Source organism: Hansschlegelia sp., assembly GCF_035538955.1.
Taxonomy (GTDB): Bacteria; Pseudomonadota; Alphaproteobacteria; order Rhizobiales; family Methylopilaceae; genus Methylopila.
Genome location: NZ_DATLJK010000009.1, coordinates 174,154 through 199,235 on the forward strand (window position 1 = coordinate 174,154; position 25,082 = coordinate 199,235).

Here is a 25,082-nt window from a genome sequence, read left to right on the forward strand (position 1 = left end):
GAGACCGATGCCGATGGACGCACGCGAGATCGAGCGCCTGATCCGCGACGCGCTGCCTGACGCGGAGGTGACGATCCGCGACCTCGCCGGCGACGGAGACCACTACGCGGCGACGGTGATCTCCGAGGCCTTCCGCGGCAAGAGCCGCGTGCAGCAGCACCAGATCGTGTATCAGGCGCTGAAAGGACAGATGGGCGGAGCGCTCCACGCCCTCGCGCTTCAGACCAGCGCGAGGCCGACGCCGGAACCCGATACAGCGAAAGGCTACGTATTATGAGCGCACAGCAGCAGATCGCCGACGCGATCGCCTCCAACGACGTGGTGCTCTTCATGAAGGGCACGCCCCAGTTCCCGCAGTGCGGGTTCTCCGGCCAGGTCGTGCAGATCCTCGACTACCTCGGGGTGCCGTATGCGGGGGTCAACGTCCTCGCGAGCGACGAGATGCGCAACGGCATCAAGGAATTCTCGAACTGGCCGACGATTCCTCAGCTCTACGTCAAGGGCGAGTTCATCGGCGGCTGCGACATCGTGCGCGAGATGTTCCAGGCGGGCGAACTGCAGAGCCACCTCAAGCAGGCCGGCGTCGCGGTCAAGCAGCCCGCCGCCTGACTGCCGCTTGATCCTTCACGAAAAGACGCCCGGCGGAAGCCGGGCGTTTTTTTTGTTTCCGCATCGCTTGCGGCGACGGAGCCCTGACCGTCGTTCGGCCATGTTCCCGCGTCACAGAGCGACTGATTAACCGCTCCGCCGGCCGTGATTGGACCGGCGTCCGACCGGGCGCCATAGAGCGCTCATCCGCTTCGCTTGTGAGCCGAAACGATCGTGATGCCGCTCGTCACCCGCCGCGCCTTGCTGACCGCCGGCAGCGCGGGCTTCCTGATCTCCGCCACCGGCGGGGCCTATGCGGGACTGATCGAGCCTTCGCTGATGCTCGACGTCACCGAGTATCGGCCGACGCCGCCCGGCTGGCCCGCCGATCTGCCGCTCACGATCGCCGTCATTTCGGACGTGCACGCTTGCGAGCCCTACGTGCCGATCGGCCGGGTGCAGCGCATCGTCGAAACCGTCAACCGGCTGAAGCCCGACCTGATCGTACATCTCGGCGACCATGAGGCGACCTACCGCTTCGTCTCGGGCCGCGTGCCGCCCCGCGAGTGGGCCGCGGCCTATGCGGACCTGTCGGCGCCGCTCGGGCTCTACACCATCCTCGGCAATCACGACTGGTGGCACAACGCCGACGAAATCCGCCGCGCGCTCGACGGCGCCCGAATCCGGGTGATGTCGAACGAGGCTGAACTGATCGAGCACGCCGGCAAGCGCTTCTGGCTGTGCGGGCTCGGCGATCAGCTCGCGCATTGGCTGAAGCGCGGCGGCTTCCGCGGCGAAGACGATCTGCCGGGCACGCTCGCCAAGCTGAAGACAGACGATCCGGCGCTGCTGCTCGCCCATGAGCCGGACATCTTCACCGACGTGCCGGCGCGGGTGTCGCTGACCCTCGCCGGGCACACCCATGGCGGGCAGGTCTACATCCCGCATCTGCGCAACCCGTTCATTCCCTCGGCGTATGGCGGCCGGTTCCGCTACGGCCATATCGTCGAGGACGGCCGCCACCTGATCGTGTCGGGCGGCATCGGGATGAGCGGCCTGCCGGTGCGGTTCGGCGTGCCGCCGGAGATCGTGCTGGTGCGGCTCGGCCAGCAAAGCGCGACCGTCTGACGAAAAAAGGCCGCCCGAGGGGCGGCCTTTGAATTCGTTCGAACAGAACCGCTCAGCGCGAGTAGAACTCGACGACCAGGTTCGGCTCCATGTGGACCGGGTAGGGCACCTCGGTCAGCACCGGGATGCGGACATATTTCGCGGTCATCTTGTTGTGGTCGACCTCGAGATAGTCCGGCACGTCGCGCTCCCCGGAGGCGGCGGCCTCGAGCACGATGGCGAGCTGCTTGGAGCTCTCCTTCACCTCGATCACGTCGCCGACCTTCACGAGGTAGGACGGGATGTTGACGCGGCGGCCGTTCACCCGGACATGGCCGTGGTTCACGAACTGACGCGCGGCGAACGGGGTCGGCACGAACTTGGCGCGATAGACCACCGCGTCGAGACGGCGCTCCAGCAGGCCGATCAGGTTCGCGGAGGTGTCGCCCTTGAGGCGCGTCGCCTCGGCGTAGATCCGGCGGAACTGCTTCTCCGAGATCGAGCCGTAATAGCCCTTGAGCTTCTGCTTGGCGCGCAGCTGGACGCCGAAGTCGGAGAGCTTGCCCTTGCGGCGCTGGCCGTGCTGGCCGGGGCCGTACTCACGGCGGTTCACGGGGCTCTTCGGGCGGCCCCAGATGCTTTCGCCCATGCGGCGATCGATTTTGTACTTCGAGGCGTGTCGCTTCGACATCGCGTCCTCCTGTGACAGGTTGAGGAACGCGCCCTCCTGCTGCGCCCTTGCGGGCGCCGACAGGTCCAGCCGTCGCGAGAACGCCGGACCACGGGTGCGCAAAACGCCGACGCGGGGCTTTTGGCCCCGCGCGACGTGGCCGTTCTCTAGAGGCAGAGGGGGGCGGTGTCAATCAGGCCGGGCGAAGCTCCAGAGCGCGAACGCAGCCACGAGCAGCCAGCCTGAAAGGATCAGCCCGGTGACGCGGGTGAGGAAGCGCCGGGCGGACGGACCGTAGACCCGCGGCTTCCGCGCGGCGACGGCCTCCGCCTCCTCGGCCATCTTCTTGCAGAAGCCGTGGACGTCGCGGCGCATCACCAGCGTGAAGAGGATCATCCAGAGGGCGAGGGACCAAGCTGCGAGAAGCCGCGGCCCGCCTGACGCGACTTCGTCCGCCATGGGCCGGAGGATCAGGAGTCCCGCGCCGTTCACGCCGAACGTCAGCGCGAGCCGCCAGGCCTTGCCGAGCTCGTAGAGGCGGTAGATCTCCGTGGCGTTCATGCTCGCCTTCTCTTTCGGGCCGCCGGCTGCGCCGCTTCCTGTGAATAGCGTGGGCGCAGACGGAGAGGATCAGCGACTCGGCTGCGAGGCTATATAAGGGACGGTCGGTCAGCCCCGGACGATCCCCGCGCGATGCGCTACAGCCCAGCCTTCCTCGACGAACTGCGCCAGCGGCTTCCGGTTTCGGAAGTGGTCGGCCGTCGTGTGAAGCTGAAGCGCCAGGGTCGCGAGTTCGCGGGGCTCTCGCCGTTCAATCAGGAGCGGACGCCGTCCTTCTTCGTCAACGATCAGAAGGGCTTCTATCACTGCTTCTCTTCCGGCAAGCACGGCGACGTCTTCAAGTTCCTGATGGAGGTCGAGGGCCTCTCGTTCCCCGATGCGGTGGCGCAGGTTGCCGAGATGGCGGGCGTGCCGCTGCCGAAGGACACGCCCGAGGAGGAGCGCAGGCAGGAGCGTCGCGCGGGCCTCGTCGAGATCATGGAGATGGCCGCCCGGTTCTTCGAAGCGGAGCTGCAGGGTAGGGCGGGCGCCGCGGCGCGCGGCTATCTGGCGGGCCGAGGCATGAGCCCGCAGACGCAGACCCTGTTCCGTGTCGGCTATGCGCCTAACGATCGCAGCGCGCTGAAGGGCCACCTGCGGCAGCAGGGAGCTTCGGTCGCAGACATGGTCGAGGCCGGCTTGCTCGTCGCCGGCGACGACGTGCCGGAGCCGTTCGACCGCTTCCGGGATCGGGTGATCTTCCCCATCCAGGACGTTCGCGGCCGCATCATCGCCTTTGGCGGCCGCGCCATGCAGGCCGACGCGCCCGCCAAATACCTGAACTCGCCCGAGACGCCGCTGTTTCACAAGGGCGCGACACTCTACAACCATCACCGCGCCCGCGCGGCCGCCCACAAGGCGGGAGCCGTCGTCGCGGTCGAGGGCTACATCGACGTCATCGCGCTGGCCGCCGCAGGCGTCGAGCATGTGGTCGCGCCCCTCGGCACCGCGCTTACGCCTGAGCAGATCGAGCTGCTGTGGCGGATGGCGCCTGAGCCGATCCTGTGCTTCGACGGCGACAAAGCAGGCCGGCGCGCGGGCTTCCGGGCGGTCGAGACCGCGCTGCCGCTGCTGCAGCCGGGACGGTCGCTGCGCTTCGCTTTCCTGCCGGAGGGGCAGGACCCCGACGATCTGGTGCGCGCCGAAGGGCGGGAAGCCGTGGACGCGGCGCTGTCGGCTGCGGCTCCGCTGGTCGACGTGCTGTGGGCGCGCGAGCTCGATGCGGGGCCAACCGATACGCCGGAGCGCGCCGCCGCCTTCGAGCAGCGCCTCCATGAGGCGCTGGGCGTGATCCGGGACGAGACCGTGCGGCGTCACTACCGCGCCGCGATCGAGGACCGGCTGGCGCGGTTCGGTCGTTCAGCGGCTCCGCAACGCCGGCAGGCGCCGAGGCCGCAGGGGCGTCGCGGCAGGGCGGACCGCGCCTGGCGCGAGGCGCCCGCGCCGCTCGCGGCCTCCGCGGGGCTGCGCAAGAGCTCGGCGATGACAGGCGCGTCGGGACGGCTCCAGTCCCGCGAGGTCGCTCTCGTGCTTGCGATCGCGAACCACCCGGCGCTGCTCGACCATCTGGCGGAGGCCTTCGCGGAGCTGGAGCTCACGAGCCGCGAGCTTGCGAAGCTGCGAACCGCGGTCCTGGACGCCTATGCGCATGGCGCGCTGGAGCGCGACGCGATCGTCTTGGAACTCGAGGCGGCCGGCCTCGGACCTTTGCTGGAGCGGGCGCGCTCCGCCCTTCTGCCTGGCGACTGGTGGGTCGGCGGCGAAGCCGACCCGGCGGATGTCGGCCTGGCGTGGCGTCACGCGGCCGCCTTGCATAACAAGGTCCGGGCGTTACATAGAGAGCTCCGCGAGGCGGAGCAGGAATTCGGGCGCGAGTTCACGGACGCTAATTTCCGCCGCATCGTGGAGATTCAGCGCCAGCTTTCCACGGCGGAAGGCTCCGAGGCCTCGATCGACGGCTTTGGCGGCGCTTCAGGTCGCGCGGTGCGGCCGATGTGACTGGCGGAGTCGCCGTCGCGGGACTCGTCACATGGCGGGCCGTGGTTTATGGCGAGGTTCCTCTAGGGTTAAAGTGGGCGTAAGGCTGCTCTGCTTTACCTTTTAAGCGACACTGATTCGCCGCCGCCGGGACGCCGGGGGCGGTTATTGCGTGGCCGGGCGGCGCGGCCTGGCGCGGAGATCGGATGAATGGCGACCAAACTGCAGGCGAAGGACGAAACCGAGACGAGCGCTCCGGAGACCGAAGCCGGTCCTCTGCTCGACCTCAACGATCAGGCCGTCCGGCGCATGATCAAAGCCGCGAAGAAGCGCGGCTATGTGACCAATGACGAGCTGAACGACGTTCTGCCGTCGGACCAGAACACGGCCGACCAGATCGAAGACATCATGGCGATGCTCAATGAGATGGGCATCAATGTGGTGGATTCTGAGGAGGCGGACGACAAGACCGAGCGCGAGGAGGGTGCGTCCGACGACGACGAGCCCGAAGGCGGCGAGCTTGTCGAGAGCAGCCCCCGGTCGTCCGCTGTCGCGGTCACTCAGAAGGCTGAGCCTACCGATCGCACCGATGATCCCGTGCGCATGTACCTGCGCGAGATGGGATCGGTCGAGCTGCTGTCGCGCGAAGGCGAGATCGCCATCGCCAAGCGGATCGAGGCCGGCCGCGAGGCGATGATCGCCGGGCTGTGCGAGAGCCCGCTGACCTTCCAGGCGATCATCATCTGGCGCGACGAACTCAACGAAGGCAAGATTCTGCTCCGCGAGATCATTGATCTCGAGGCGACCTACGCCGGCCCCGAGGCGCGCGCCGACGCGACCCAGACCGAGGGCGAGAGCGAAGAGACCGAGACGGCCGAGGGCGCTGCGCCGACCGACGGCGACATCGACGATGACGACATGGAGAATAACGTCTCGCTCTCCGCGATGGAGACCGAGCTGAAGCCGAAGGTCGTGGCGACCTTCGACGCCATCGCCGACGATTACAAGAAGCTGCGCCGTCTGCAGGACCAGAACGTCGAGAACCGGCTGCAGAACCGCACCCTCTCGCCCGCGCAGGACCGTAAATACAAGAAGCTGAAGGACGACATCGTCGTCAACGTGAAGTCGCTATCGCTCAACCAGAACCGCATCGATGCGCTGGTCGAGCAGCTTTACGACATCAACAAGCGGCTCGTTGCGCTCGAGGGTCGTCTGATGCGGCTCGCCGAGAGCTTTGGCGTCGACCGGCTGGACTTCCTCAAGCAGTACCAGGGCTACGAACTCGACCCCAACTGGATCCGTCGCGTCGCGGGTCTTGGAGCCAAGGGCTGGAAAGGCTTCGTCGCGGCCGAGAAGGACCTCGTCAAGGACATCCGCGGCGACATCCATAACCTCGCGACCGAGACCGGCCTGGAGATCCAGGAGTTCCGCCGCATCGTCCAGATGGTGCAGAAGGGCGAGCGCGAGGCCCGGCAGGCGAAGAAGGAAATGGTCGAGGCGAACCTCCGCCTCGTGATCTCGATCGCCAAGAAGTACACGAACCGCGGCCTGCAGTTCCTGGACCTGATCCAGGAGGGCAACATCGGCCTGATGAAGGCGGTCGACAAGTTCGAGTACCGACGCGGCTACAAGTTCTCGACCTACGCGACGTGGTGGATCCGGCAGGCGATCACCCGCTCGATCGCGGACCAGGCGCGCACGATCCGCATCCCGGTCCACATGATCGAGACGATCAACAAGATCGTCCGCACGAGCCGGCAGATGCTGCACGAGATCGGCCGCGAGCCGACCCCGGAGGAGCTCGCCGAGAAGCTCGCCATGCCGCTCGAGAAGGTCCGCAAGGTCCTGAAGATCGCGAAGGAGCCGATCTCCCTCGAAACCCCGATCGGCGACGAGGAGGATTCTCACCTCGGCGACTTTATCGAGGACAAGAACGCGATCCTGCCGATCGACGCGGCGATCCAGTCCAACCTGCGCGAGACGACCACGCGCGTGCTGGCTTCGCTCACGCCGCGCGAAGAGCGCGTGCTGCGCATGCGCTTCGGCATCGGCATGAACACCGACCACACCCTTGAGGAGGTCGGCCAGCAGTTCTCGGTGACGCGCGAACGCATCCGCCAGATCGAGGCCAAGGCGCTCCGCAAGCTCAAGCACCCGAGCCGCTCGCGGAAGCTCCGCAGCTTCCTCGACAACTGAGAGCGGCCGCCCGGCTTCGGACACGCTCCGGTGGCCGGACGCTCGCCTCATCCCCGGCGCAGCCGCTACGGCGACCGCAGCGGCGCCTCCGGCGTCGTGGCCTATGCGACGGGCGACGGCTTCATCGACCTCTGGTTCAGGGACGGCGGCGGTTATCGCTACGACGCGACCGCGCCGGGGCCGGAGCACGTCGCGGCCATGACGCGGCTCGCGGCGGCGGGCGAGGGCCTCGCCACCTACGTCAACCAGCACGTCCGCGCGAACTACGCCCGGAAACTATAAGGGCGCCCGGCGGTTCTGCGCGCCGCAGTCACTCCGCTCAACGGGGTTGAGCGTGAGCGGCTTCACGCAGGCCGTGGGATGCGCGACAAGAGCCTGCCGCGCTCAATGTCGGAATCCAACAAACATGAGACAGCTTCTCTCAGCCCTCGCCATCGCGCTCGTCGCCGCCGCCGCGCCCGCCGTGGCGCAGCAGGTCCCCGGCTCGGCGGACGTCTCGAAGGTGCAGCCCGGCGCCTACAAGGCCGATCCAAACCACACTCAGGTCGTCTGGTCGGTCGACCACATGGGCTTCTCGATCCTGACCGGCATGTTCGGACAGATCACCGGCAGCCTGACGGTCGATCCGAAGGAGCCCGCCAAGGCGAAGCTCGAGGTCGAGGTCCCGATGTCGGGGCTCACCGTCACCTCGGACAAGTTCGCCAAGCATCTCGCGACGCCCGAGTTCCTGGACGTCGCCAAGCATCCGATCGCGACCTTCCAGTCAACCTCGATCGAGGTCTCCGGCGAAAAGGCGACGATCGTCGGCGACCTCACGCTTCACGGCGTGACCAAGCCCGTGACGCTGCAGGCCGTCTTCCACGGCGCGGGCGTGAACCCGATGAACAAGGCCGAGACGATCGGCTTCTCGGCGACGGGCAAGGTGAAGCGCAGTGATTTCGGCCTCGGCGCCTTCGCCCCGGTGGTCTCCGATGAGGTGGACCTCACGATCGCCGGCGCGTTCGAGAAGTAGGCCTCGCGGCCGAGCCGAAGCCGGGAAACTCCGGAAATGCAAACGGCGCCCCGCGGGGCGCCGTTTGTCGTCGGAAGTCCTGCCGGGTCGTTCAGTTCAATGCGCGGCCGGCGGGGATGACCAATTCGCCGTCGGTATGATGGCTCTTGCCGTTCACCGGCGCGGTCCAGAGCGGCACCGCTTCCTGGATCCGCCGGAACTCCGCGAGAGCCTGACCGACCACCTGATCCATGTTGTAGTACCGATAGGTCGCCAGCCGTCCGACGAAGTGGACGTTCTCAGTCTCCATCGCAAGCGCTTGGTACTTCTTGTAAAGCGCCTGGTTCTCCGCCCGCGGGATCGGGTAGTAGGGATCCCCCTTCGCCGACGGATATTCATAGGTGATGGTCGTGGCGTGGTGCTTCTGCCCGGTCAGATGCTTGTATTCGCTGATCCGAGTGTAGTCCTCGCTCATCGGGTAATTGACGGTCCCGGTCTCCTGGAACTGCTCCTGCTCCAGCGTCCTGTGCTCGAAGCGCAGCGACCGGTAGGGCAGCTTGCCGTAGCGGAAGTCAAAAAACTCGTCGATCGGGCCCGTGTAGATCAGCCGGCGGTGCGGAACCACGTCGCGGATTTCGCGGTAGTCCGCGTTCAGCATGATCTTGATGTTCGGATGTGACAGCATCTTCTCGAACATGCGCGTATAGCCGTGCTTCGGCATGATCTGATGCGTGTCAGTGAAGTAGCGGTCATCCTCATTGGTGCGCGTCGGCACGCGCGCCGTCACTGACTTGTCGAGCTCCGAAGGATCCAGCCCCCACTGCTTGCGCGTGTAGCCGCGGAAGAACTTCTCGTAAAGCTCGCGGCCGACTTTGCTGACCACCACGTCTTCGGAGGTCCGGATCTCCTCGACCGGCTCCGCACGCGAGGCGAGAAAGGCTTCCGCCTCCTCGTCCGTCCGCAGCTCAAGTCCATAAAGGGCGTTGATGGTCGTCCGGTTGATCGGGATCGGCACCAGCTTGTCGTCAATGCGCGCCAGCACCCGGTGCTCGTAGGGCCGCCACTCCGTGAACTGCGACAGATGATCGACGATCGCATCCGAATTGGTGTGGAAGATATGTGGACCGTACTGGTGCATCAGCACGCCCGCATCGTCGTACCGATCGTAGGCGTTTCCGGCGATGTGCGGACGCCGGTCGATGATCAGCACGGACTGGTCGCGCTGCGAGGCGATGCGTTCGGCAAGCACGCTGCCGGCGAAGCCGGCTCCGACGATCAGCCAATCATACACGGAAGGTATCCTTTCTCAGGTGCGCCCCTTCGTGATCCAGGCGGCCGCCCCGAGCGGCCGCCGCGACGAGTTCGTAGATCTTTCCGAACGTCTGATCCCAGGACGACTCCGCGAGCTTCTGATCGACACGCTGGAGCCAGTCCGCCCTGTCCATCGCCATCAGCTCTTCGGCTGCTTCCACGAACGCAGCGGCGTCCGCGGCGATCGCGACGTGTTTTTCGTGACCGTATGACCGGACCACGTCGACAATCGGGGTTGAGACCACCGGCACGCCGGCGGCCAGGAATTCAGGGGTCTTGGTCGGGCTGATGAACTGCGTGGATTCGTTCATGGCGAACGGCATGAAGCCGACGTCCCACCCACCGATGTAGTCCGGCAGGCTTTTATAGTCGCGCCCGCCGAGCCAGTGGATGTTCGACCTGCGGGGGAGGTCCGCGGTGTCGATCTTGACCACCGGCCCGATCATCACGAACGACCAGTTCGGCCGCGTGTCCGCAAGCTCGCGCACGAGGTCGAGATCCATGCGCTCATCGACCACGCCAAAGAAGCCGACACGCGGGCCCGGGATCGTAGCCTGATCCTCCGGCTCCTTCCTGTCGGCAGCCCGGCCGCGGCCGAAATGGACGGCGTCGATGCTGCTCGGGAAGGCGTGGATGTTGTGGTGCCGGTGTTTCTTCGCCTCGTAGAGGCTATGCCCGCCCGTGAACACGACGTTGGCGCGGGCCAGCATCTCGTCCTCCAAGGCCACCAGTTCCGGAGGCGCGCCCTTGAACGCCGAAAGCTGGTCCATGTTGTCGAACACGACCACGTCGGCGTCGAGATGGCGGCTGAACAGCAGCGCCATCGGCGTGTAGTACCAGAGGATGCGGGGGCCGGCGGGCAGCGATGCGAGTTGCTGGTCCACCAGTTGCCGTTGCGCGAGGATCTTGCCGCTCTCGGTCAGCCCATGCGGAAGCACCGGCACGCCGACGCGGACGCCGTCCTCGCGGGGGCTGAGGCGCATGACAGGCTCGGACACGTCCTCGAAGACGGGCTCTTCGATGAACAGGACCTCATGGCGGCGGGCAAGGCGACTGAGCAGATGTTGCGGACGCTGGTAGACGAAATCCCATCTGAGATGGGAGAAGCAGACGACGGTGGCGTTTTCGATTGTCGGAAGTTCTTCGGGTCCCACGCTTTTGGCGTAGTCGGCCGTCGTTCGCATATTCTCTCCCGCTGATATGAGGCGACAGTCCGGAGGCCGGCAGCGGCGCGGTTCCGTCCGTGATGCGCCGCACTTCGTCGGTTCCCCAACTGTTGATCGCCCCAGGTGTTCCGATACAAGGCCGTTTGGTACGGCGCCGTACCAAAGCCTCGACTGTCCTGTTTGAATCCCCAAACCGGGCGAGTGATTAACCGCCGCGTGAGCGCGCGCGCTTCGGGAGTAGCCTTTGACCGGATCAGCGTTGCCGCCCACAGCGGCGCTGCGAAGCTTCTTTCTCGCCGGCTTCGAATGCGCCGCGCAGAAGCGCGCTGACGGTCGCAGGCTCGATCTGCTCGCGTCGACCGGCCACGACGTCCATGTGCGGTCCGACTATGCGCTACTCGCCGCGCACGGGATGCGCGCTGCGCGCGATGGCATGCGGTGGCACAGGATCGAGCTTTCCCCCGGCTTCTACGACTGGTCGAGCGTCGCTCCCATGGCGCAGGCCGCCGCGAAGGCGGGCGTCCAAGTGATCTGGGATCTCTGCCATTACGGCTACCCGGACAAGCTCGACATCTGGTCGGCCGCCTTCCCGGAGCGCTTCGCCCGCTTCGCCAAGGCCGCGACGCGGTTTCTCTGCGACCAGAGCGACGACGTTCCTTATTTTTGCCCGGTCAATGAGATTTCATTCTGGGCTTGGGCCGGCGGCGACATGGCGCGGTTCAATCCGACGGTCCGCCGGCGGGGAGCCGAGCTCAAGCGTCAACTGGTGCGGGCGACGATCGCTGCGATCGACGCCGTCCGTGAAGTTGAGCCGAGGGCGCGTTTCATCTGTGCGGAGCCGTCGATCAATGTTTTTCCCGCTTCGCACCGGGCTGACGACCACGCGGCCGCCGAGAACTACCGGCTCTCGCAATTCGAGGCGCACGACATGCTGATCGGACGGGTCGCCCCCGAGCTTGGCGGATCGCCGGATAAGCTCGATATCGTCGGTCTCAACTTCTACCCGGACAATCAATGGGTGCTCGGCGGCGGAGCGATCCCGATGGGTCATCATGACTATAAGCCGTTTCACGAGATGCTGGCCGAGACGCACCACCGCTATGGACGGCCGGTGATCGTTTCCGAGACAGGCGCCGAGCATTCGGCGCGCCCGGCCTGGCTCAACTACGTGGCGGGCGAGGTGGCGGCGGCGCGTGAGGCCGGCGTGCCCGTCGAGGGCCTGTGCCTCTACCCCATCATCGATTATCCGGGATGGGAAAACGACCGCCTCTGCGCCGTCGGGCTTTTCGGCGCCGCCGATGAGAACGGCCGCCGCGCCGTCTATCGGCCGCTCGCCGAGGAGCTTGAACGCCAGCAGGTGAGGTTCGAGCAGGCGCCGGGGGCGGGCCCAGGCGCGACATCCGATTGGCGCGCCGCCTCGTGAGCGCCGCAGGTCTCGCTTACGCGCCGGAGCGGCGCACCGAAGACGCGCCGCTGGCGTCGGCGCTGCGCAGCCCGATCGCCTTTTTGTGGCGGTACTGCAAGCGGTGGCCGGGCCATTTCATCAGCCTGATGACCGTGGTGACCCTCGCGTCCTGCTGCATGATCGCGTCGCAATACGGGATGAAGCTTCTCGTCGACGCGATGGAGAAGCCCGCACAGGGCAATCCGGCGGTCTGGTACGCGCTCGCCTTCTTCATCGGCCTCACAGCGATCGAAAGCATCCTGTGGCGCGTCAGCGGTTGGCTCGGCTGTCGCACGACAGTGGGCGTCGGGGTCGACATAAGGCTCGACCTGCTCGACTACGTCGCCGGACATCCGATGCGGTTCTTCCAGGAAGAACGCGCCGGGGGGCTCGGTCACCGGATCACCTCGACGGCGGGCGATTTCGGGCAGTTCGTGAACAAGCTGACCTGGAACGTGATGCCGCCGATCGTCAGCTTTTTCGGCGCGCTGCTGATCTTCTTCACGATCAATATCGGCATGGCCGTCGCGCTGACGGTCGCCGTGATCGGCATAACGGGCGGTCTCATCGCCTTCAGCGTCAAAGGCAGGCCCCTGCATCGGCGCTACGCCGAGCAGGCCGGAACCGTCGGCGGCGAACTGATCGACGTCATCTCCAACATCTGGGCCGTCAAGGCGTTCGCGGCGAATGCGCGCGAGCGGGCGCGATTGCGCGCGACGTTTGACGGCGAGGCGAGAGCTCAGCAGACGAGCTGGATGTTCACCGAGAAGGTGCGCGTGATGCACGACGCGCTGCTGTGGGTGATGGCTGGATCGATGCTGATCTGGGCGGTTTCGCTCTGGACGCGAGGAAGCGTCACCGGCGGCGACGTGGTGGTGGTCAGCACGCTGGTGTTCCGCATCCTGCACGGCTCGCGCGATCTCGCGATGGCGCTCGTCGATATGGAGCAGCATCTGAGCTATGTCGGCGAGACCTTGCGGGTGATCGGCAAGCCGCACGAGGTCGTCGACGCTCCGAACGCACGGCCCTTCCAGCGAAAGGGCGGCGCCGTGAGGTTCGAGAACGTGACCTTCGACTATGGCGTCGGCAAGCCTGTGTTGAAGAACTTCTCGCTCGAAATCCCGGCCGGCCAGAAGGTCGGCGTCGTTGGGCCCTCGGGCGCGGGCAAGTCGACGCTGATCCATCTGGTGCAGCGGCTCCATGACGTGCAGCACGGGCGCGTGCTGATCGACGGCCAGTCGACGGCGGAGCTGACGCAGGAGTCGCTCCGTTACGCCATCGCGGTCGTTCCGCAAGAGATCTCGCTGTTCCACCGCACCGTTATGGAGAACATCCGGTTCGGCCGGCCGGAAGCGACGGATCAGGAGGTGTACGAGGCTGCGGCGGCGGCGCAGTGCGGCTTCATCGATGATCTGTCGGACGGCTACGACACCTTGGTGGGCGAGCGCGGCGCCAAGCTTTCCGGCGGCCAGCGACAGCGCATCGGGATCGCGCGGGCGATCCTGAAGAACGCGCCGATCGTGGTGCTCGACGAGGCGACCTCGGCTCTCGACACCGAAGCCGAGATCGAGGTCCAGCGCGCGCTCGACCGTCTGACCCGCGGCCGGACGGTCATAGCCGTCGCTCATCGCCTGTCGACGCTGTCGGAGTTCGACCGGATCGTCGTGCTCAATGAGGGACGCGTGGTCGAGGACGGCGGGATCGACGATCTCCTGGCGGCGCAGGGCGTTTTCGCCAGGATGTGGCGTCTTCAGTCGCGCGGGCTGTCAGTCGACGAGGCGCTCGAGCAGGCCGTCTGAGGGGGCTGCGGCCGGCGCGCGCCGGCTGCCGCAGAGAGCTGCGCGGCTTCACACCCGCAGGACAGCGCCTCGAGCCGCGGAAGGTCGCGGATTTCAATCCGCCCCCGCAGGCATCGGATCGCCATCTCGCCCTCAAGGAGATGAAGGCTCGTGGTCACGCTCGCCCGCCGCACGCCGAAGATGGACGCGAACTGCTGATGCGTCATCTCCACGGGGCGCGGCCCCAGCAGCGCCGCAGCTTGAAGCAGCCAACGCGCGAGCCGCTGCTCGATCGAGTGAAGCGAGGCGCAGACGCAGAGTTGTTCGGTCTCGGCGATCCGCTGCGCGGCATAGTCGAAGAGCTCGCGGCGCAAGGTTGCGGATCGCTGCAGCCCTTGCAGAACCGCGTTTCGCGGGGCGCTCATGGCGATCACCGAGGTGAGCGCGACGGCGTCCGCCCGCGTTTCCGCCGCGCCGAACATCGCCTGATAGCCGACCACGCCGCCCGGCCCGACCAGCCCTGCCTCGGCGGCGCCGCCGCGCGCCCGCCCCAGGATCGCCACCAGCCCTTCGGTCACGAAATGCAACTCGGCGACGGCGTCGCCGGCGCGGTGGAGCAACTGGCCGCGTTTCCACTCGGAAGTCCGCATGGCCGGGCTGGTCAGGGAGACGCCTTCCAGGGTCGCCTCCGACAACAGCCGATGCAATCGCGCTGAGATCGACATCCGCGGCGTGGCGCGATCCACCGAAGCTCCCGGGCCGACCAGTTCCACAGGCCTGAGCTTAGATCTGATAGACGAACGACGCCATGTCCGTGTCGCCGATGTCCCGCAGCTCCGCGAGGGTCTGCCTGTCGAGCACGTCCGATATCGAGTTACGGACCTCGACCATCAGCAGGCGCACCTGACAGGTTCGTATGTCGCGGCAATCATCGCACGGCACATAGGCGCTGCGGCTGGCGCAGGCGATCGGAGCAAGCGGCCCGTCCAGCGCGCGAACGATGGCTCCGACCGTGATCTGCTCGGGCGGTCGCGCCAGCATGTAGCCGCCGGCCTTGCCTTTCTTGCTGGTGAGCATTCCGGCGTTGCGCAACTCGCCGAGGATGGCGTCCAGGAACTTCTTCGGGATGCCGTTCCGCTCGGCGACGTCGGCCACGAAGCTGGAGCGGCCCGCATCCAGCCGCGCCAGATCGACCATCGCCTTGAGACCGTATTTGGCTTTCTTCGTCAGCATTTTGGCGCCTCGCGGACGCGAGGAGATAAGCCGTAGCTTCCAGGCAAACAATAGAATTGCGGAGGTGTGGCCGGCAGCGGCCGTGACGCGGCCCGTCAGGCGCCGCGTTTTGGGCGCGGCCTCAGGATCTTCCAGACGCCCGTCGCGGCCGCCACAGTGCGGCGCCCGGCCCGCAGCGTGCCGCGCAGGAAGACCATCGAAGAGGTGAGACGCAGCACCTCGGGCTCGACGAAGATGAAGGCGCCGAGCGGGGCCGCGGTCAGAAACTGCATGTCGAACTGAACGGTCACGCAAGGCCGTCCGCCGGCGGCTTCCCACGCCGCCACCCCGAGCGCTCGGTCGGCGAGCGTCATCAACATGCCTCCCTGGACGACGCCGATCAGGTTGGCGTGCTTCTGCCCCGCCAGGAAACCGAAGGCGCGAGGCGAGGACGGATCGCGTCGTTCGTAGAGCGGCCCCACCAGATCGATGAACCCTTCATCCTCGAAGCGGGTCCAGCCGTCGGGCGCGGCGCGGGTCTGGTCGGTCATGGGGCCTCGCTGACGGAAGGATCGCTGACGACGGTGAGGCCGCATCTCGCGCCGCGCGTCAACCGCGAGTCGAGCGCGACAGGCGGCGGCTGACCCTGGCCGTTACGCGATCCGGCGCTCGTTCTGAGCCCCCGCATCCACCGGCATTGGCGAATCGGGGCGCGACCCGCCATGGTCGGCGACCGGAGACCTCATGACTTCGTTTCGCTTTCTGCACGCGGCCGACCTCCACCTCGGCAGTCCGCTTGCTGGCCTCGCCAGGGCGGATGCGGAGGTGGCCGCCCTGTTCGCGGCGGCGAGCCGGGACGCGTTCGCCGACCTTGTCGACCGGTCTATCGAGGCCCGCGTCGACTTCGCGGTGATCGCCGGCGACGTCTATGACGGCGAATGGAAAGACGCGTCGATCGGGCTGTTCTTCAACCGCCAGCTCGCGAAACTCGATCGCGCCGGCGTGCCGGTCTTCCTGCTCAAGGGCAACCACGACGCGGAGAGCGTGGTGACGAAGAGCATTTCGCTTCCTGAGAGCGTGCGCGAGTTCGGGTCCAGAAGGCCCGAGACGTTCCGGCTCGAGAGCCTGCGTGTGGCGCTGCACGGCCAGAGCTTCGCGGCGCGTTCGGCGCTGGACAATCTCTCCTCCGCCTACCCGGCGCCGGTCGCCGGCTGGTTCAATATCGGCGTGCTGCACACCTGCTGTGAGGGCTCGTCGGCCCATGCGCGCTATGCGCCGTGCACGCTCGATGAGCTCTGCCGCAAGGGTTATGACTACTGGGCGCTCGGCCATGTGCACGAGCACGCAGTGCTTTCTCGAGAGCCCTGGGTCGTATTTCCCGGCAATCTGCAGGGCCGCAGCGTGCGCGAGTGCGGTCCCAAGGGCGCCGTGCTGGTCGAGGTCGCGGACAATCGCATCATCGGCATCGAGCGTCTGCTCACGGACCGCGCGCGTTGGGCGGTCACGACGGTGGATGTCTCCGGAGCGGAGAACGAGCACGCCGCCCTCGCAGCCGTCGAGAGCGCCATCCGGCCGGTCGTCGCCGAAGCGGATGGGCGGCCGCTGGCGCTCCGGATCACGCTTGCAGGGGAAACTCGGCTGCACGGCGGCTTCGCCCGCGATCCGCGCCGTATGGCCGACGAGATACAGGCGGCCGCGCACCGGGTGTCTCCGAGCGTCTGGATCGAGAAGACGAAGCTCGAGACAGCTCCGCTTCAACGCGGGGCCCGCACGGCGCCGGAGATGAAATCGCTCGACCTGATGGCGTTGCTCGAGGGTCTCGACGCAGAGCCTGAACTGCTCGAGCGCGCCGCAGAGACGATCGGCGTCATCGCGGCCAAACTGCCCGGAGGCGTCTTCGTGGATGAGGCGGCGCTGGCCGAAGAGCTTCCTGAACTCGTGAACGAGGCGCGCGAGCTGGTCCTCGGTCGGCTCGGACACTGAGGCGTGCGCCTCCGACGGCTCGATCTGGAGAGATACGGCGCCTTTGAAGGCCGCTCGCTCGTCTTCCGGCCGGAAGCCGCGCTGCATGTGGTCTACGGGCCCAACGAGGCCGGTAAGACCTCGGCGCTCGCCGCCGTGTCCGATCTGCTGTTCGGGTTCGGCCAGAGGACGGATTTCGCGTTTCGGTACGCCACAAGCGACCTGCGCCTCGGGGCGACGATCGCCGACGCCGGCGGCCGGGAGCTTCGCTTCCGCCGTCGCAAGGGGAACCGAGCGACGCTGATCGGACCTGACGACGCGCCGCTGCGCGACGATCTGCTCGCTGGCCATCTCGGCTCGCTCACGCGCGACGTGTTCGAGCGAGCCTTTGGCCTGAGCGCCGCCGCGCTTCGTGAGGGCGCCGACGATCTGCTGTCGGCGGATGGCGAGAGCGGCGCGAGCCTGTTCGTCGCCGCGTCCGGATTGCGTGGCGTCGAGGATCAGCGCAAGGCGCTGGAGGCGGAGGCTGACGCGCTCTTCCGTCCGCAGGCCTCCACCCGGCGCTTCAACGAAGAGTTTCGGCGTTACGAGGCGGCGCGCCGGGATGTCGCGACACATGAGCTTGGCGCGTCCGCCTGGAAGCGGATCAACGAAAGCATCGAGGGGCTGGAGGCGCGTCACGCCGCCCTTGACGCAAAGCTCAAGGCGCTGAGGACGGATCGTGCACGCCTCGAACGGCTGGGCCGCGCCCATCGCGCCGCCGCCGCGGTGGATGAAGCGCGGCGGGCGCTCGACGAGGCCGGCGCGGCGCCGGAACTGCCGCTGGGGGCGGCGGACGCGCTCAGGCGCGCGCTCGACGCAGCCGACGCCGCCGAGGCGCAGGCGACGCGCGCCGGGGAGGCGCTGAAGCGGGCCGAGGCGGACGTCGCCGAGATCGCATTCGATCCGAACCTGATCGCCGCCGCGGAGGAAATCGAGGCGGTGTTCCGCGATTCCGGAGCGTACCGGACGCTGCAGATCGATCTGCCGCGCGTTCAGCGCGAGGCGGATGAACGCGACGCCGCGCTGGTGCGACTGGCGGCGCGTCTCGGCGTTGCGGAGATCGGGACCACGCGTCCGACCGACGCCGCGCGCGCCGATCTGAGGGCGCTGATCGATGAAGGACGTGAGTTCGCTCGCGCCGCCGCCGACCGGGCGGCTGCGATCGCGTCCGAGCGCGAGCGGCTGCGGGCGCTGAAGGAGCAGGACGCAGGCGGCGAGGCTGTCGATCCGCGCCCGCTGCGTGAGGCCTTTGGCGCGCTCGAAGGCCGATTGAGGGAGCTTGATCGGCGTGACGAACGCGCAGCCGAGGCCGCCGGGGAGGCGGGAGCGTTGCGCGACGCGGCCGCCCGGCTGTCGCCGGCGGTGGACGATCTCGACGCGCTCGCGGCCCGGCCGCTGCCGGCGCTCGAGACGATCGCGCGCTTCCGGGGCGAGATCGAAAAGCTCGCCGCCGCGGAAGGTCGCGCGTGGGAGCTCGCCGAGGCCGCGCGGGCTCAAAGGGCGCTGGTCGACGCCGAGCTTGGGGCGCTCGCGGCCGATGGGCCGATCGCGTCTCCTGATGCGATCCGCGAGGCGCGTGACGCGCGGCAGGCGGCGTGGGAGCCGCTTCGCGAGCATGTGCTCGGCCTCGCTCAGCTGGATTCCGCGACGCTTCTCCCCAGCGTGGCTTCATTTGAGCGGAAGACGGCCGAGGCCGACCGCCTTTCCGACCGCGCCGCGGCGGACGCCGCCCGGGCCGCGCGAGCGGCCGAACTCGCCAGGCGCCGCGCCGATCTCGCGCGGGCGCTCGAAAACGGCGAGGCGCGCCTCGCCGAGCTCGGCGCGGCCGCGGAGGCCACCGAGGGCGCGTGGCGCGAGGCGTGGCGAGCGAGCGGCGTTGCCCCCGCTTCGCCGGCGGAAATGGAGGGCTGGCGCAAGGATGTGGCCGCGCTGCTCGCGCGACGCGACCAGAACCTTCGCCGGCTGGCCGAGATCGCGGTTCTGGACGAGGCGGCGGCCGGCTTGCTGCCCGAGCTTTCCGCGATCTGCCGGCAGGCGGGGCTTGAGGATTGCGAACGCGGCGACGCGCGCGCGCTCGCGGCCCGGCTCGGCGCGCGCCTGGCGACGCTCACCGGGCGCTGGCATGAGGCGGCGGAGAGGGCCGCGGCGGTCGCCGAGCTCGAGCGCCGCATCGCCGTTCTGGCCGCCCAGGAGCGCGCAGCGGAGGCCGAGGCGATGTCGCGGCGGCAGCGTTGGGAAGCCGCTCTCCAATCGGTCGGTCTTGCGCCTGACGCGTCGCTCGCCGCCGCCGCCGCGTCGCTCGCAGCCTGGGACGAGGCGCCTGCGCTGATCGACGAGCGTGACAACAGGCGTCAGCGCATCCGCGGCATCGTGCGCGACGCCGAGGCGTTTTCCGCGCGCGTTTCGGCCCTGGTGGCCTCCATTGCGACCGACCTGGCCGATCTTGCGCCGGATGCGGCGGCGCGGAGACTGCACGAGCGGCTGACGGCGGCGAGGGCGGCGCATGCGCGCCACGCCGAAGCGTCCCGTCGGCGGGACGAGGCCCGTCGCGCCGACGCCGAGGCGCGCCTGAAGACCGAAGAGGCCCGCAAAGCGGTGGCGGCAGCGGCCGCAGGCTTGCCCGAGGACGCCGATCTGCGGGCGCTCCTCGCCAGCGTGGAGACGCGGGAGGGGCTCAAGAAGACCTTGGCCGAACGTCGCGCGCAACTGGCGCTCGTGGGCGAGCGAGCCGAGGAGGACGTCCTGAGGGCCGAGCTCGACGGCTTCGATCCCGACGCCGCGCCCGCCATGGTCGAGGCGGCGAAAGCGGAAGAGGCGCGGCTCGAGGCGGAGGACCGACAGGTCTATGCGGAGCTCGCCGCGGAGCGCGGACGGCGCGACGCGCTCGGCGGGGCGGCGGCGGAGGCGGCGGCCGCCCAGCAGAGGGCTGCCGGAGCCGCGCTCGCCGCCACTGCGCGCGAATGGGCCGTGTTGAGGATCGCGTCTCTGATGCTCGGCGCCGCGATGGAGCGCGCGCGGCTCGCAGAGCGAAGCCCGACGCTCGAACGCGCTTCGGCGCTGTTCCGGGCGCTCACCGGCGGCGCCTTCGCCGGCATTTCGGAGCGGTACGAGGACGACGCTCAGCGGCTCGTGGCGCTGCGGCCCTCCGGTGAGACATGTCCGGTCTCAGGCCTTAGCGAGGGCACGCGGGATCAGTTCTACCTGGCGCTGCGCCTCGCCTATCTGGAGGATTACGCCGAACGGGCAGAACCCGCTCCGTTCATCGGAGACGATTTGTTCGCGAGCTTCGACGACGCCCGCACGGCGCACGGCGTCAGGGCGCTGGCCGCCATCGGCGGCAAGGTTCAGCCGATCCTGTTCACGCATCACCAGGCGGTGGTGGACATCGCCCGCTCCGCTCTCGGGGACGCCGTGGACGTGGTCGAGTTCGCGCAGCTCACCCCCTGATGAGCAGGCGCAGGCGGTTCCGCACCCGTCGCAGCAGCGCCCCGCTCGCCCGCCACACCCACGTCGCGCGGATCCAGGCCAGCGCCTCGTCGCGCAGGCCGGTCAGGAAGAAGTAGCCGCGCGCAAACCAGCCGATGGTCAGCAGCTTCGAGCGGCCCACGTGAAAGATCCGCTCGCAGATCAGGATGCTGGCGAAATGGGCGGCGACGGTCGTCACGACCCCGAGCGCGAGTCGGCCTTCCGCCAACCAGTACAGCCCGATGTATTTGAACGGCTCGATCGCAGCGAACGGCGCGAGCAGCAGGACGAGGATGGCGTAGGGCGGCAGCGCCGCGATCGCGCGCCCCAGCCGGACGAAGACCGGCGCCTTGGCGAGCGCCGCGATCGCCGGCAGGACGAGCCGCCGAAACAGCGCCTCGACCGCATCGTAGACCAGCAGGAACGCGGCGAGCGGAACGGACGCGAGATGTTTCAGCAACCCGATCACTTCGGGCGCTTCGAACGCAAGGCAGGCGGATGGAGCAGGGTTGCGTCGCTCAGCTCAGAGGATCTGCCCCAGGAAGGCCCGTGTCCGCTCATCCTTGGCCTCGGCGAAGAACTCTTCAGGCGGCCCGTGCTCGACGATGACGCCCCTGTCGGTGAAGTAGATGTGGTCGGCCACTTCGCGGGCGAACTTCATCTCGTGGGTGACGAGGATGCACGTCATCCCCTCTTCGGCGAGTTCGCGGATCGTGACGAGCACTTCCTTGACAGTTTCGGGGTCGAGCGCGGCCGTCACCTCGTCGAACAACATGACGTCAGGCCGCATCGCGAGCGAGCGGGCGATTGCGACGCGCTGCTGCTGGCCTCCGGAAAGTTCTCCCGGATAGCTGTTCTCCTTGCCCGTCAGCCGCACCTTGGCCAGGAGGGCGCGGGCCCGTTCCTCCACCTCCGCCTTGTTCTGCTTGAGCACCTGAATGGGCGCCATCATGACGTTCTGGAGCGCGGTCTTGTGCGGAAACAGATTGTACTGCTGGAACACCATGCCGACCTTTCGGCGCAGCTTCAGCTTGTCCAGCGCAGGGTCGTTCACCTCCTGGTTCTCCACCAGGATCGAGCCCTGGTCGATCGGCACCAGCGCGTTGATGCACCGGATCAGGGTCGACTTGCCCGATCCTGACGGCCCGATGATGCAGATCACCTCGCCCTTGCTGACGTCGAGCGAGACGTCCTTCAACACCTCGAGCGCTCCGAACGACTTCCGCACCGACCGGATGCTGACGATCGGCTGATCCGGGGTCCAGGGAGAAGCGGCGGGTTCGCCGATGGCAGCTTTCAAGACCGATCTCCTTTGCCTGGCTCAGGTCTTCACGTGGAAGCGGCGCTCGAGATACTGGGTGGCCCTGCCGATCGGCCAGCAGTAGACGAAGAAGCACAGCATCGCGAAGCCGTAGAGCGGCGCGAGCAACTCCGGCCGGCCGCCCTCGGCCGCGTGGACCTCCGCCGTCAGCGTCAGCATCTCCGAGACGCCGACGAGGTTGGCCATCACGGTCGCCATCGTGATCAGCGAATAGAGGTTCATCCAGGGCGGCAACATCCGCTTGACGCATTGCGGCAGGATGATCATCCACAGCGTCTTGTTGCGCGAGAAAGCGAGCGATTCCGCAGCCTCCCACTGGCCGTTCGGGATCGACCGGATCGCGCCGCGCAGCAACTCGGCCACGTTCGCCATCACCGGCAGGCCGAAGCCGATGATCGCCTTCACCCAATCCGGGAACGGAATGATGTAGCCGAACACATTGAACTGGAACGGGATCATGAACATCGCGAAGAACAGCAGCACGAGCCACGGCGCGTTCCGAAAGAACTGGGTGACCACCCAGGCGAACTGACGGAGCAGGCGGTTCTGGCTGATCTGCGCCAGGCCGAGCATCAGCCCGGCGATCGTGCCCAGCCCCATGGCCAGCACCGAGATCAGGATGTTGAAGAGGAAGCCCTTCATCAGCAGGGGCAGCCACTTGATGATCACGGTCAGCGCGGTCGCCGGCTCCTGCGTCAGCGCCTCATGCGCGGGCGCCGCGGCGGGGGCGTCCGGCGCCTGCGCGTGGGCGACCGTGGCGACGAGCAGCACGGCGGTCACGAACAAGATCGCGTGCCGCATGGTGACGCGAGGCAGCGGCTGGGGCTCACGGGGGCGGGGCGGCAGCAGCACCGCCATCGGACGGAACGGCGCCTCGTACCCCACGCTCATTGTCCGCCCCCCTGTCCATAGCCCGGGATGGCCAGCGAACGCTCCCACCGGTGCATCGCCCAGACCAGGACGCCGACCAGAAGAACGTAGACGACCAGCAGGGTGATCATCATCTCCGGCACGTTCTGGCGGTCGGTCCAGATCTGCTTGCTGACGTAGAGCAGCTCGGGGACCGCGATCGCGTAGGCGAGCGACGTGACCTTGAGCAGGTTGACGAGATTGTTGTTCAGCGCCGGGAGGCAGACCCTGAGCGCGAGCGGCAGGACGATGTGCCGATAGACCCCGAGCCGGGTGTAGCCGAGCGCCTCCGCCGCTTCCTTGGTCGAGTTCGGCACGGCCTCGATGCCGGAGCGGAAGATCTCGATGTTGAAGGCGCCGGCGAACAGCGACAGCGCGATGATCGCCCACTGAACCGAACTCAGCAGCGGCTGCATCATCCCGTCTGCGTCCTCGACCCGCGGCAGGAGCGGGCTCAGGCCGAAATAGAAGAACAGGATCTGGACCAGCGGCGGCGTGTTGCGGAACAGCGTGACGAAGCCGTTGACCAGCCAGCGCAGCGGCGCGAGCGGGGAACTTTGCGCCCAGGCGCCGATCGCGCCGATGATGAGGCTGAGAATGACGCTGACGACGCTGAGGTAGATCGTCATCCCGAGGCCGGAGAAGAACCGCGCGCGGTCCCAGGAATCGTAGATGAAGCTGAGATTTATGCCGGTGGTCTCATAGAGGCTTCGCGCCCATTCCGCCAACGCTTCCATCGACCCTCGCGCCCGCCAAGGTGAAGCTTCCGGACCGGCTGCGACCGGCCAAAGGCGCGCCTGGCGAAGCCGCCGGCGCGCCGCTCAGGCTCAGCCCTTGTACTTGTCGTGCATGCGCTGGGAGTAGTCGGTGGGCTGGATGCCCCACTTCTTCTCCTCGTCGATCACGGTGCCCTTCTTGAACCAGTCGAGGGTCGTCTCGCTCAGGAACTTCTGGAAGGCGTCCTCGCCGTTCTTGACGGCCATGATCCACGGCGTCTCAAGGATGCCGGGCAATGGCATATAGAAGCCGGACTTCCACTCGTCGTCGAGAAGTTTTCCCTGCACGAAAGTCTGGTCATACAGGTAGCCGATGCACTCGCCCTGCTTCAGAGCGAACAGAGGCTTGTCCGACCCGTCGAACGCCTTGATCTGAACGCCATATTTCTCGGCGACGTCCTTGTTGTAGAACGAGCCTGAGGTCGCGCACAGCGTCTTGCCCTTCAGATCCTCCCATTTGGCGTACTTCGCCTTCTGGTTCATCAGCACGTTGACGGAGTCCGAATAGTACTGCGGATCGACGGCCAGCACGCTTTTGCGGCGCTCGGGCTTGTCCGACATCGTCGCGATTAGCAGGTCGATCTTGCCCTGATTGAGGAACTCGATCCGGTTCGAGGCGACGACCGGCACGAGCTCCAGCTTGACGCCGAGGCGCTTTGCGACGTCCGCGGCGAGATCCGGCTCGATTCCGACCACCGTGCCCGAGGGGTCACGGAAGCCGAACGGCTTGTAGTCGGCCTTCACGCCGACCACGAGCGTCCCGCGCTGCTTGACCTGCTCCATGACGTCCGCCGAGGCGGGCGCTGCTCCTGCGAGGAGCAGGGCGATCGAGCCGATGATCAGCTTCTTCATTTGACACATCCCTCCGGAGCGGCGTCTGGCGCGGAGCGCAACCGCCTTTGGTTCTTAGCCTCACCAAAGATGGCGCAGCGTCAAGCGGCAGCCAGCAGCCGGCGCCCATGAATGCGGCCTGCCTTCATCGAAGGCGTCTCACTTTCGCAAAAAAATCCGAACCCGCTTCGAACCGGCCGGAGGGCGGCTGCGACCAAGCTGCATCGGGGCTGCGCTCCGCAGCCTTCAACCTTCAGCTCAGGGTGACCGCCATGATCTCGATCTCGACCAGGACCCGCAACTTCGCGGCCGGCGTCTTCGCCGCCTCCGTCCTCGCCCTCGCGGCGCCGACCGCCGCCTCCGCCGGCGGCTATCATCACCATCACCACGGCTATTACGGCGGCGGCTACGCTGCGGCCGGCTTCGGAGGCGGTCTGCTGCTCGGCGCGCTCGCGGCGAGCGCGGCTTCCGAACGCGAGGTCGTCTATGAGCGCAGCTGCTGGGTCGAGCGCCGCCGGCTCTACGACGCCGCCGGCTATCCGTTCTACCGTCGCGTCCGCGTCTGCGAATGATCGGTCGACAACTCCTTCATCAGTTCAGGCGGGGTCTTTGTGGCTCCGCCTGAAGCCGTTTGGCCGACTACAGCGCCGGCCGCTCCCATCGTTGACGCTCCAACTTGCCTATGGCCTAGATGAACAGTCGACGTATCTTGCCGCGCCGCTGTGACGACATGCTC

24 protein-coding genes are annotated in these 25,082 nt (G+C 67.5%); 12 read left to right on the top strand and 12 right to left on the bottom strand.

Going from position 1 to position 25,082, the window contains the following annotated elements; genetic code table 11:
* Positions 1-7: 7 nt before the first annotated feature.
* From VM780_RS05320 to VM780_RS05330, 3 genes are all read left to right on the top strand, one after another.
* Complete coding sequence (locus VM780_RS05320; RefSeq protein WP_325445868.1) at positions 8-277, top strand: BolA family transcriptional regulator; 270 nt, start codon at positions 8-10, stop codon at positions 275-277.
* The gene (gene grxD, locus VM780_RS05325; RefSeq protein ID WP_183393613.1) at positions 274-609 is read left to right on the top strand and encodes a Grx4 family monothiol glutaredoxin; all 336 of its coding nucleotides are present in this window, start codon (positions 274-276) and stop codon (positions 607-609) included. Before VM780_RS05320 ends, grxD begins: the two co-directional genes overlap by 4 nt.
* Before the next feature lie 216 nt (positions 610-825).
* Positions 826-1,716, top strand: coding sequence for a metallophosphoesterase (locus VM780_RS05330; RefSeq protein ID WP_325445871.1), 891 nt, complete (start codon positions 826-828; stop codon positions 1,714-1,716).
* Positions 1,717-1,768: 52 nt separating this feature from the next.
* Here the strand turns inward: VM780_RS05330 and rpsD are convergent, their stop codons facing one another.
* Positions 1,769-2,386, bottom strand: coding sequence for a 30S ribosomal protein S4 (gene rpsD, locus VM780_RS05335; protein ID WP_325445873.1), 618 nt, complete (start codon positions 2,384-2,386; stop codon positions 1,769-1,771).
* Positions 2,387-2,554: 168 nt separating this feature from the next.
* Positions 2,555-2,926, bottom strand: a complete 372-nt coding sequence (locus tag VM780_RS05340) for a hypothetical protein (RefSeq protein WP_325445875.1) — start codon at positions 2,924-2,926, stop codon at positions 2,555-2,557.
* Positions 2,927-3,058: 132 nt separating this feature from the next.
* Between VM780_RS05340 and dnaG the strand changes: the two genes are divergently transcribed.
* The 4 genes from dnaG to VM780_RS05360 all read left to right on the top strand — a co-directional run bounded on the left by dnaG (position 3,059) and on the right by VM780_RS05360 (position 8,150).
* A complete protein-coding gene (gene dnaG, locus VM780_RS05345) occupies positions 3,059-4,963 on the top strand; it encodes a DNA primase (protein WP_325445877.1) in 1,905 nt (634 codons plus the stop codon).
* 189 nt (positions 4,964-5,152) lie between these two features.
* Positions 5,153-7,138: an RNA polymerase sigma factor RpoD gene (gene rpoD, locus VM780_RS05350; protein ID WP_325445879.1), complete on the top strand. Its 1,986-nt coding sequence runs from the start codon at positions 5,153-5,155 to the stop codon at positions 7,136-7,138.
* Positions 7,139-7,168: 30 nt separating this feature from the next.
* Positions 7,169-7,420 carry a hypothetical protein gene (locus VM780_RS05355; protein WP_325445881.1) on the top strand — a complete coding sequence of 84 codons (252 nt, stop codon included), beginning with the start codon at positions 7,169-7,171 and terminating at the stop codon, positions 7,418-7,420.
* Between the two features lie 124 nt (positions 7,421-7,544).
* Positions 7,545-8,150 (top strand): YceI family protein, encoded by a 606-nt coding sequence (locus VM780_RS05360; protein WP_325445883.1) that lies wholly within the window; start codon positions 7,545-7,547, stop codon positions 8,148-8,150.
* 91 nt (positions 8,151-8,241) lie between these two features.
* Here the strand turns inward: VM780_RS05360 and glf are convergent, their stop codons facing one another.
* Together glf and VM780_RS05370 are read right to left on the bottom strand one after the other, a co-directional pair.
* Positions 8,242-9,420, bottom strand: a complete 1,179-nt coding sequence (gene glf, locus VM780_RS05365) for a UDP-galactopyranose mutase (protein WP_325445885.1) — start codon at positions 9,418-9,420, stop codon at positions 8,242-8,244.
* Positions 9,413-10,624 (bottom strand): glycosyltransferase family 1 protein, encoded by a 1,212-nt coding sequence (locus VM780_RS05370; protein WP_325445887.1) that lies wholly within the window; start codon positions 10,622-10,624, stop codon positions 9,413-9,415. The genes glf and VM780_RS05370 overlap by 8 nt, the downstream gene beginning before the upstream one ends.
* 241 nt (positions 10,625-10,865) lie before the next feature.
* Here VM780_RS05370 and VM780_RS05375 point away from each other — a divergent pair, with 241 nt between their 5' ends.
* A complete protein-coding gene (locus VM780_RS05375) occupies positions 10,866-12,029 on the top strand; it encodes a beta-glucosidase (protein WP_325445889.1) in 1,164 nt (387 codons plus the stop codon).
* The gene (locus VM780_RS05380) at positions 12,026-13,849 is read left to right on the top strand and encodes an ABC transporter ATP-binding protein (RefSeq protein WP_325445891.1); all 1,824 of its coding nucleotides are present in this window, start codon (positions 12,026-12,028) and stop codon (positions 13,847-13,849) included. Before VM780_RS05375 ends, VM780_RS05380 begins: the two co-directional genes overlap by 4 nt.
* Here VM780_RS05380 and VM780_RS05385 read toward each other — a convergent pair.
* The 3 genes from VM780_RS05385 to VM780_RS05395 all read right to left on the bottom strand — a co-directional run bounded on the left by VM780_RS05385 (position 13,801) and on the right by VM780_RS05395 (position 15,591).
* Positions 13,801-14,574: a Crp/Fnr family transcriptional regulator gene (locus tag VM780_RS05385; protein ID WP_325445893.1), complete on the bottom strand. Its 774-nt coding sequence runs from the start codon at positions 14,572-14,574 to the stop codon at positions 13,801-13,803. The genes VM780_RS05380 and VM780_RS05385 overlap by 49 nt on opposite strands.
* Positions 14,575-14,611: 37 nt before the next feature.
* Positions 14,612-15,061, bottom strand: coding sequence for an Rrf2 family transcriptional regulator (locus tag VM780_RS05390; protein WP_325445895.1), 450 nt, complete (start codon positions 15,059-15,061; stop codon positions 14,612-14,614).
* 95 nt (positions 15,062-15,156) lie between these two features.
* The gene (locus VM780_RS05395; protein ID WP_325445897.1) at positions 15,157-15,591 is read right to left on the bottom strand and encodes a PaaI family thioesterase; all 435 of its coding nucleotides are present in this window, start codon (positions 15,589-15,591) and stop codon (positions 15,157-15,159) included.
* 193 nt (positions 15,592-15,784) lie between these two features.
* Between VM780_RS05395 and VM780_RS05400 the strand changes: the two genes are divergently transcribed.
* Together VM780_RS05400 and VM780_RS05405 are read left to right on the top strand one after the other, a co-directional pair.
* Positions 15,785-17,023, top strand: a complete 1,239-nt coding sequence (locus VM780_RS05400) for a DNA repair exonuclease (RefSeq protein ID WP_325445899.1) — start codon at positions 15,785-15,787, stop codon at positions 17,021-17,023.
* A gap of 3 nt (positions 17,024-17,026) precedes the next feature.
* The gene (locus VM780_RS05405; RefSeq protein WP_325445901.1) at positions 17,027-20,491 is read left to right on the top strand and encodes an AAA family ATPase; all 3,465 of its coding nucleotides are present in this window, start codon (positions 17,027-17,029) and stop codon (positions 20,489-20,491) included.
* On the opposite strand, the gene VM780_RS05410 is transcribed toward VM780_RS05405, so the two are convergent.
* From VM780_RS05410 to VM780_RS05430, 5 genes are all read right to left on the bottom strand, one after another.
* A complete protein-coding gene (locus VM780_RS05410; protein WP_325445903.1) occupies positions 20,481-20,978 on the bottom strand; it encodes a hypothetical protein in 498 nt (165 codons plus the stop codon). The genes VM780_RS05405 and VM780_RS05410 overlap by 11 nt on opposite strands.
* Before the next feature lie 54 nt (positions 20,979-21,032).
* Entirely contained in the window at positions 21,033-21,809 is a 777-nt protein-coding gene (locus VM780_RS05415; protein WP_325445905.1) for an amino acid ABC transporter ATP-binding protein, read from the bottom strand.
* Positions 21,810-21,830: 21 nt separating this feature from the next.
* Positions 21,831-22,721, bottom strand: coding sequence for an amino acid ABC transporter permease (locus tag VM780_RS05420; RefSeq protein WP_414652793.1), 891 nt, complete (start codon positions 22,719-22,721; stop codon positions 21,831-21,833).
* The gene (locus tag VM780_RS05425) at positions 22,718-23,476 is read right to left on the bottom strand and encodes an amino acid ABC transporter permease (RefSeq protein ID WP_325445907.1); all 759 of its coding nucleotides are present in this window, start codon (positions 23,474-23,476) and stop codon (positions 22,718-22,720) included. Before VM780_RS05425 ends, VM780_RS05420 begins: the two co-directional genes overlap by 4 nt.
* Before the next feature lie 90 nt (positions 23,477-23,566).
* Positions 23,567-24,367, bottom strand: a complete 801-nt coding sequence (locus tag VM780_RS05430; RefSeq protein WP_325445909.1) for a transporter substrate-binding domain-containing protein — start codon at positions 24,365-24,367, stop codon at positions 23,567-23,569.
* Between the two features lie 251 nt (positions 24,368-24,618).
* Here VM780_RS05430 and VM780_RS05435 point away from each other — a divergent pair, with 251 nt between their 5' ends.
* Complete coding sequence (locus tag VM780_RS05435) at positions 24,619-24,918, top strand: hypothetical protein (RefSeq protein ID WP_325445911.1); 300 nt, start codon at positions 24,619-24,621, stop codon at positions 24,916-24,918.
* Positions 24,919-25,082: the final 164 nt, after the last annotated feature.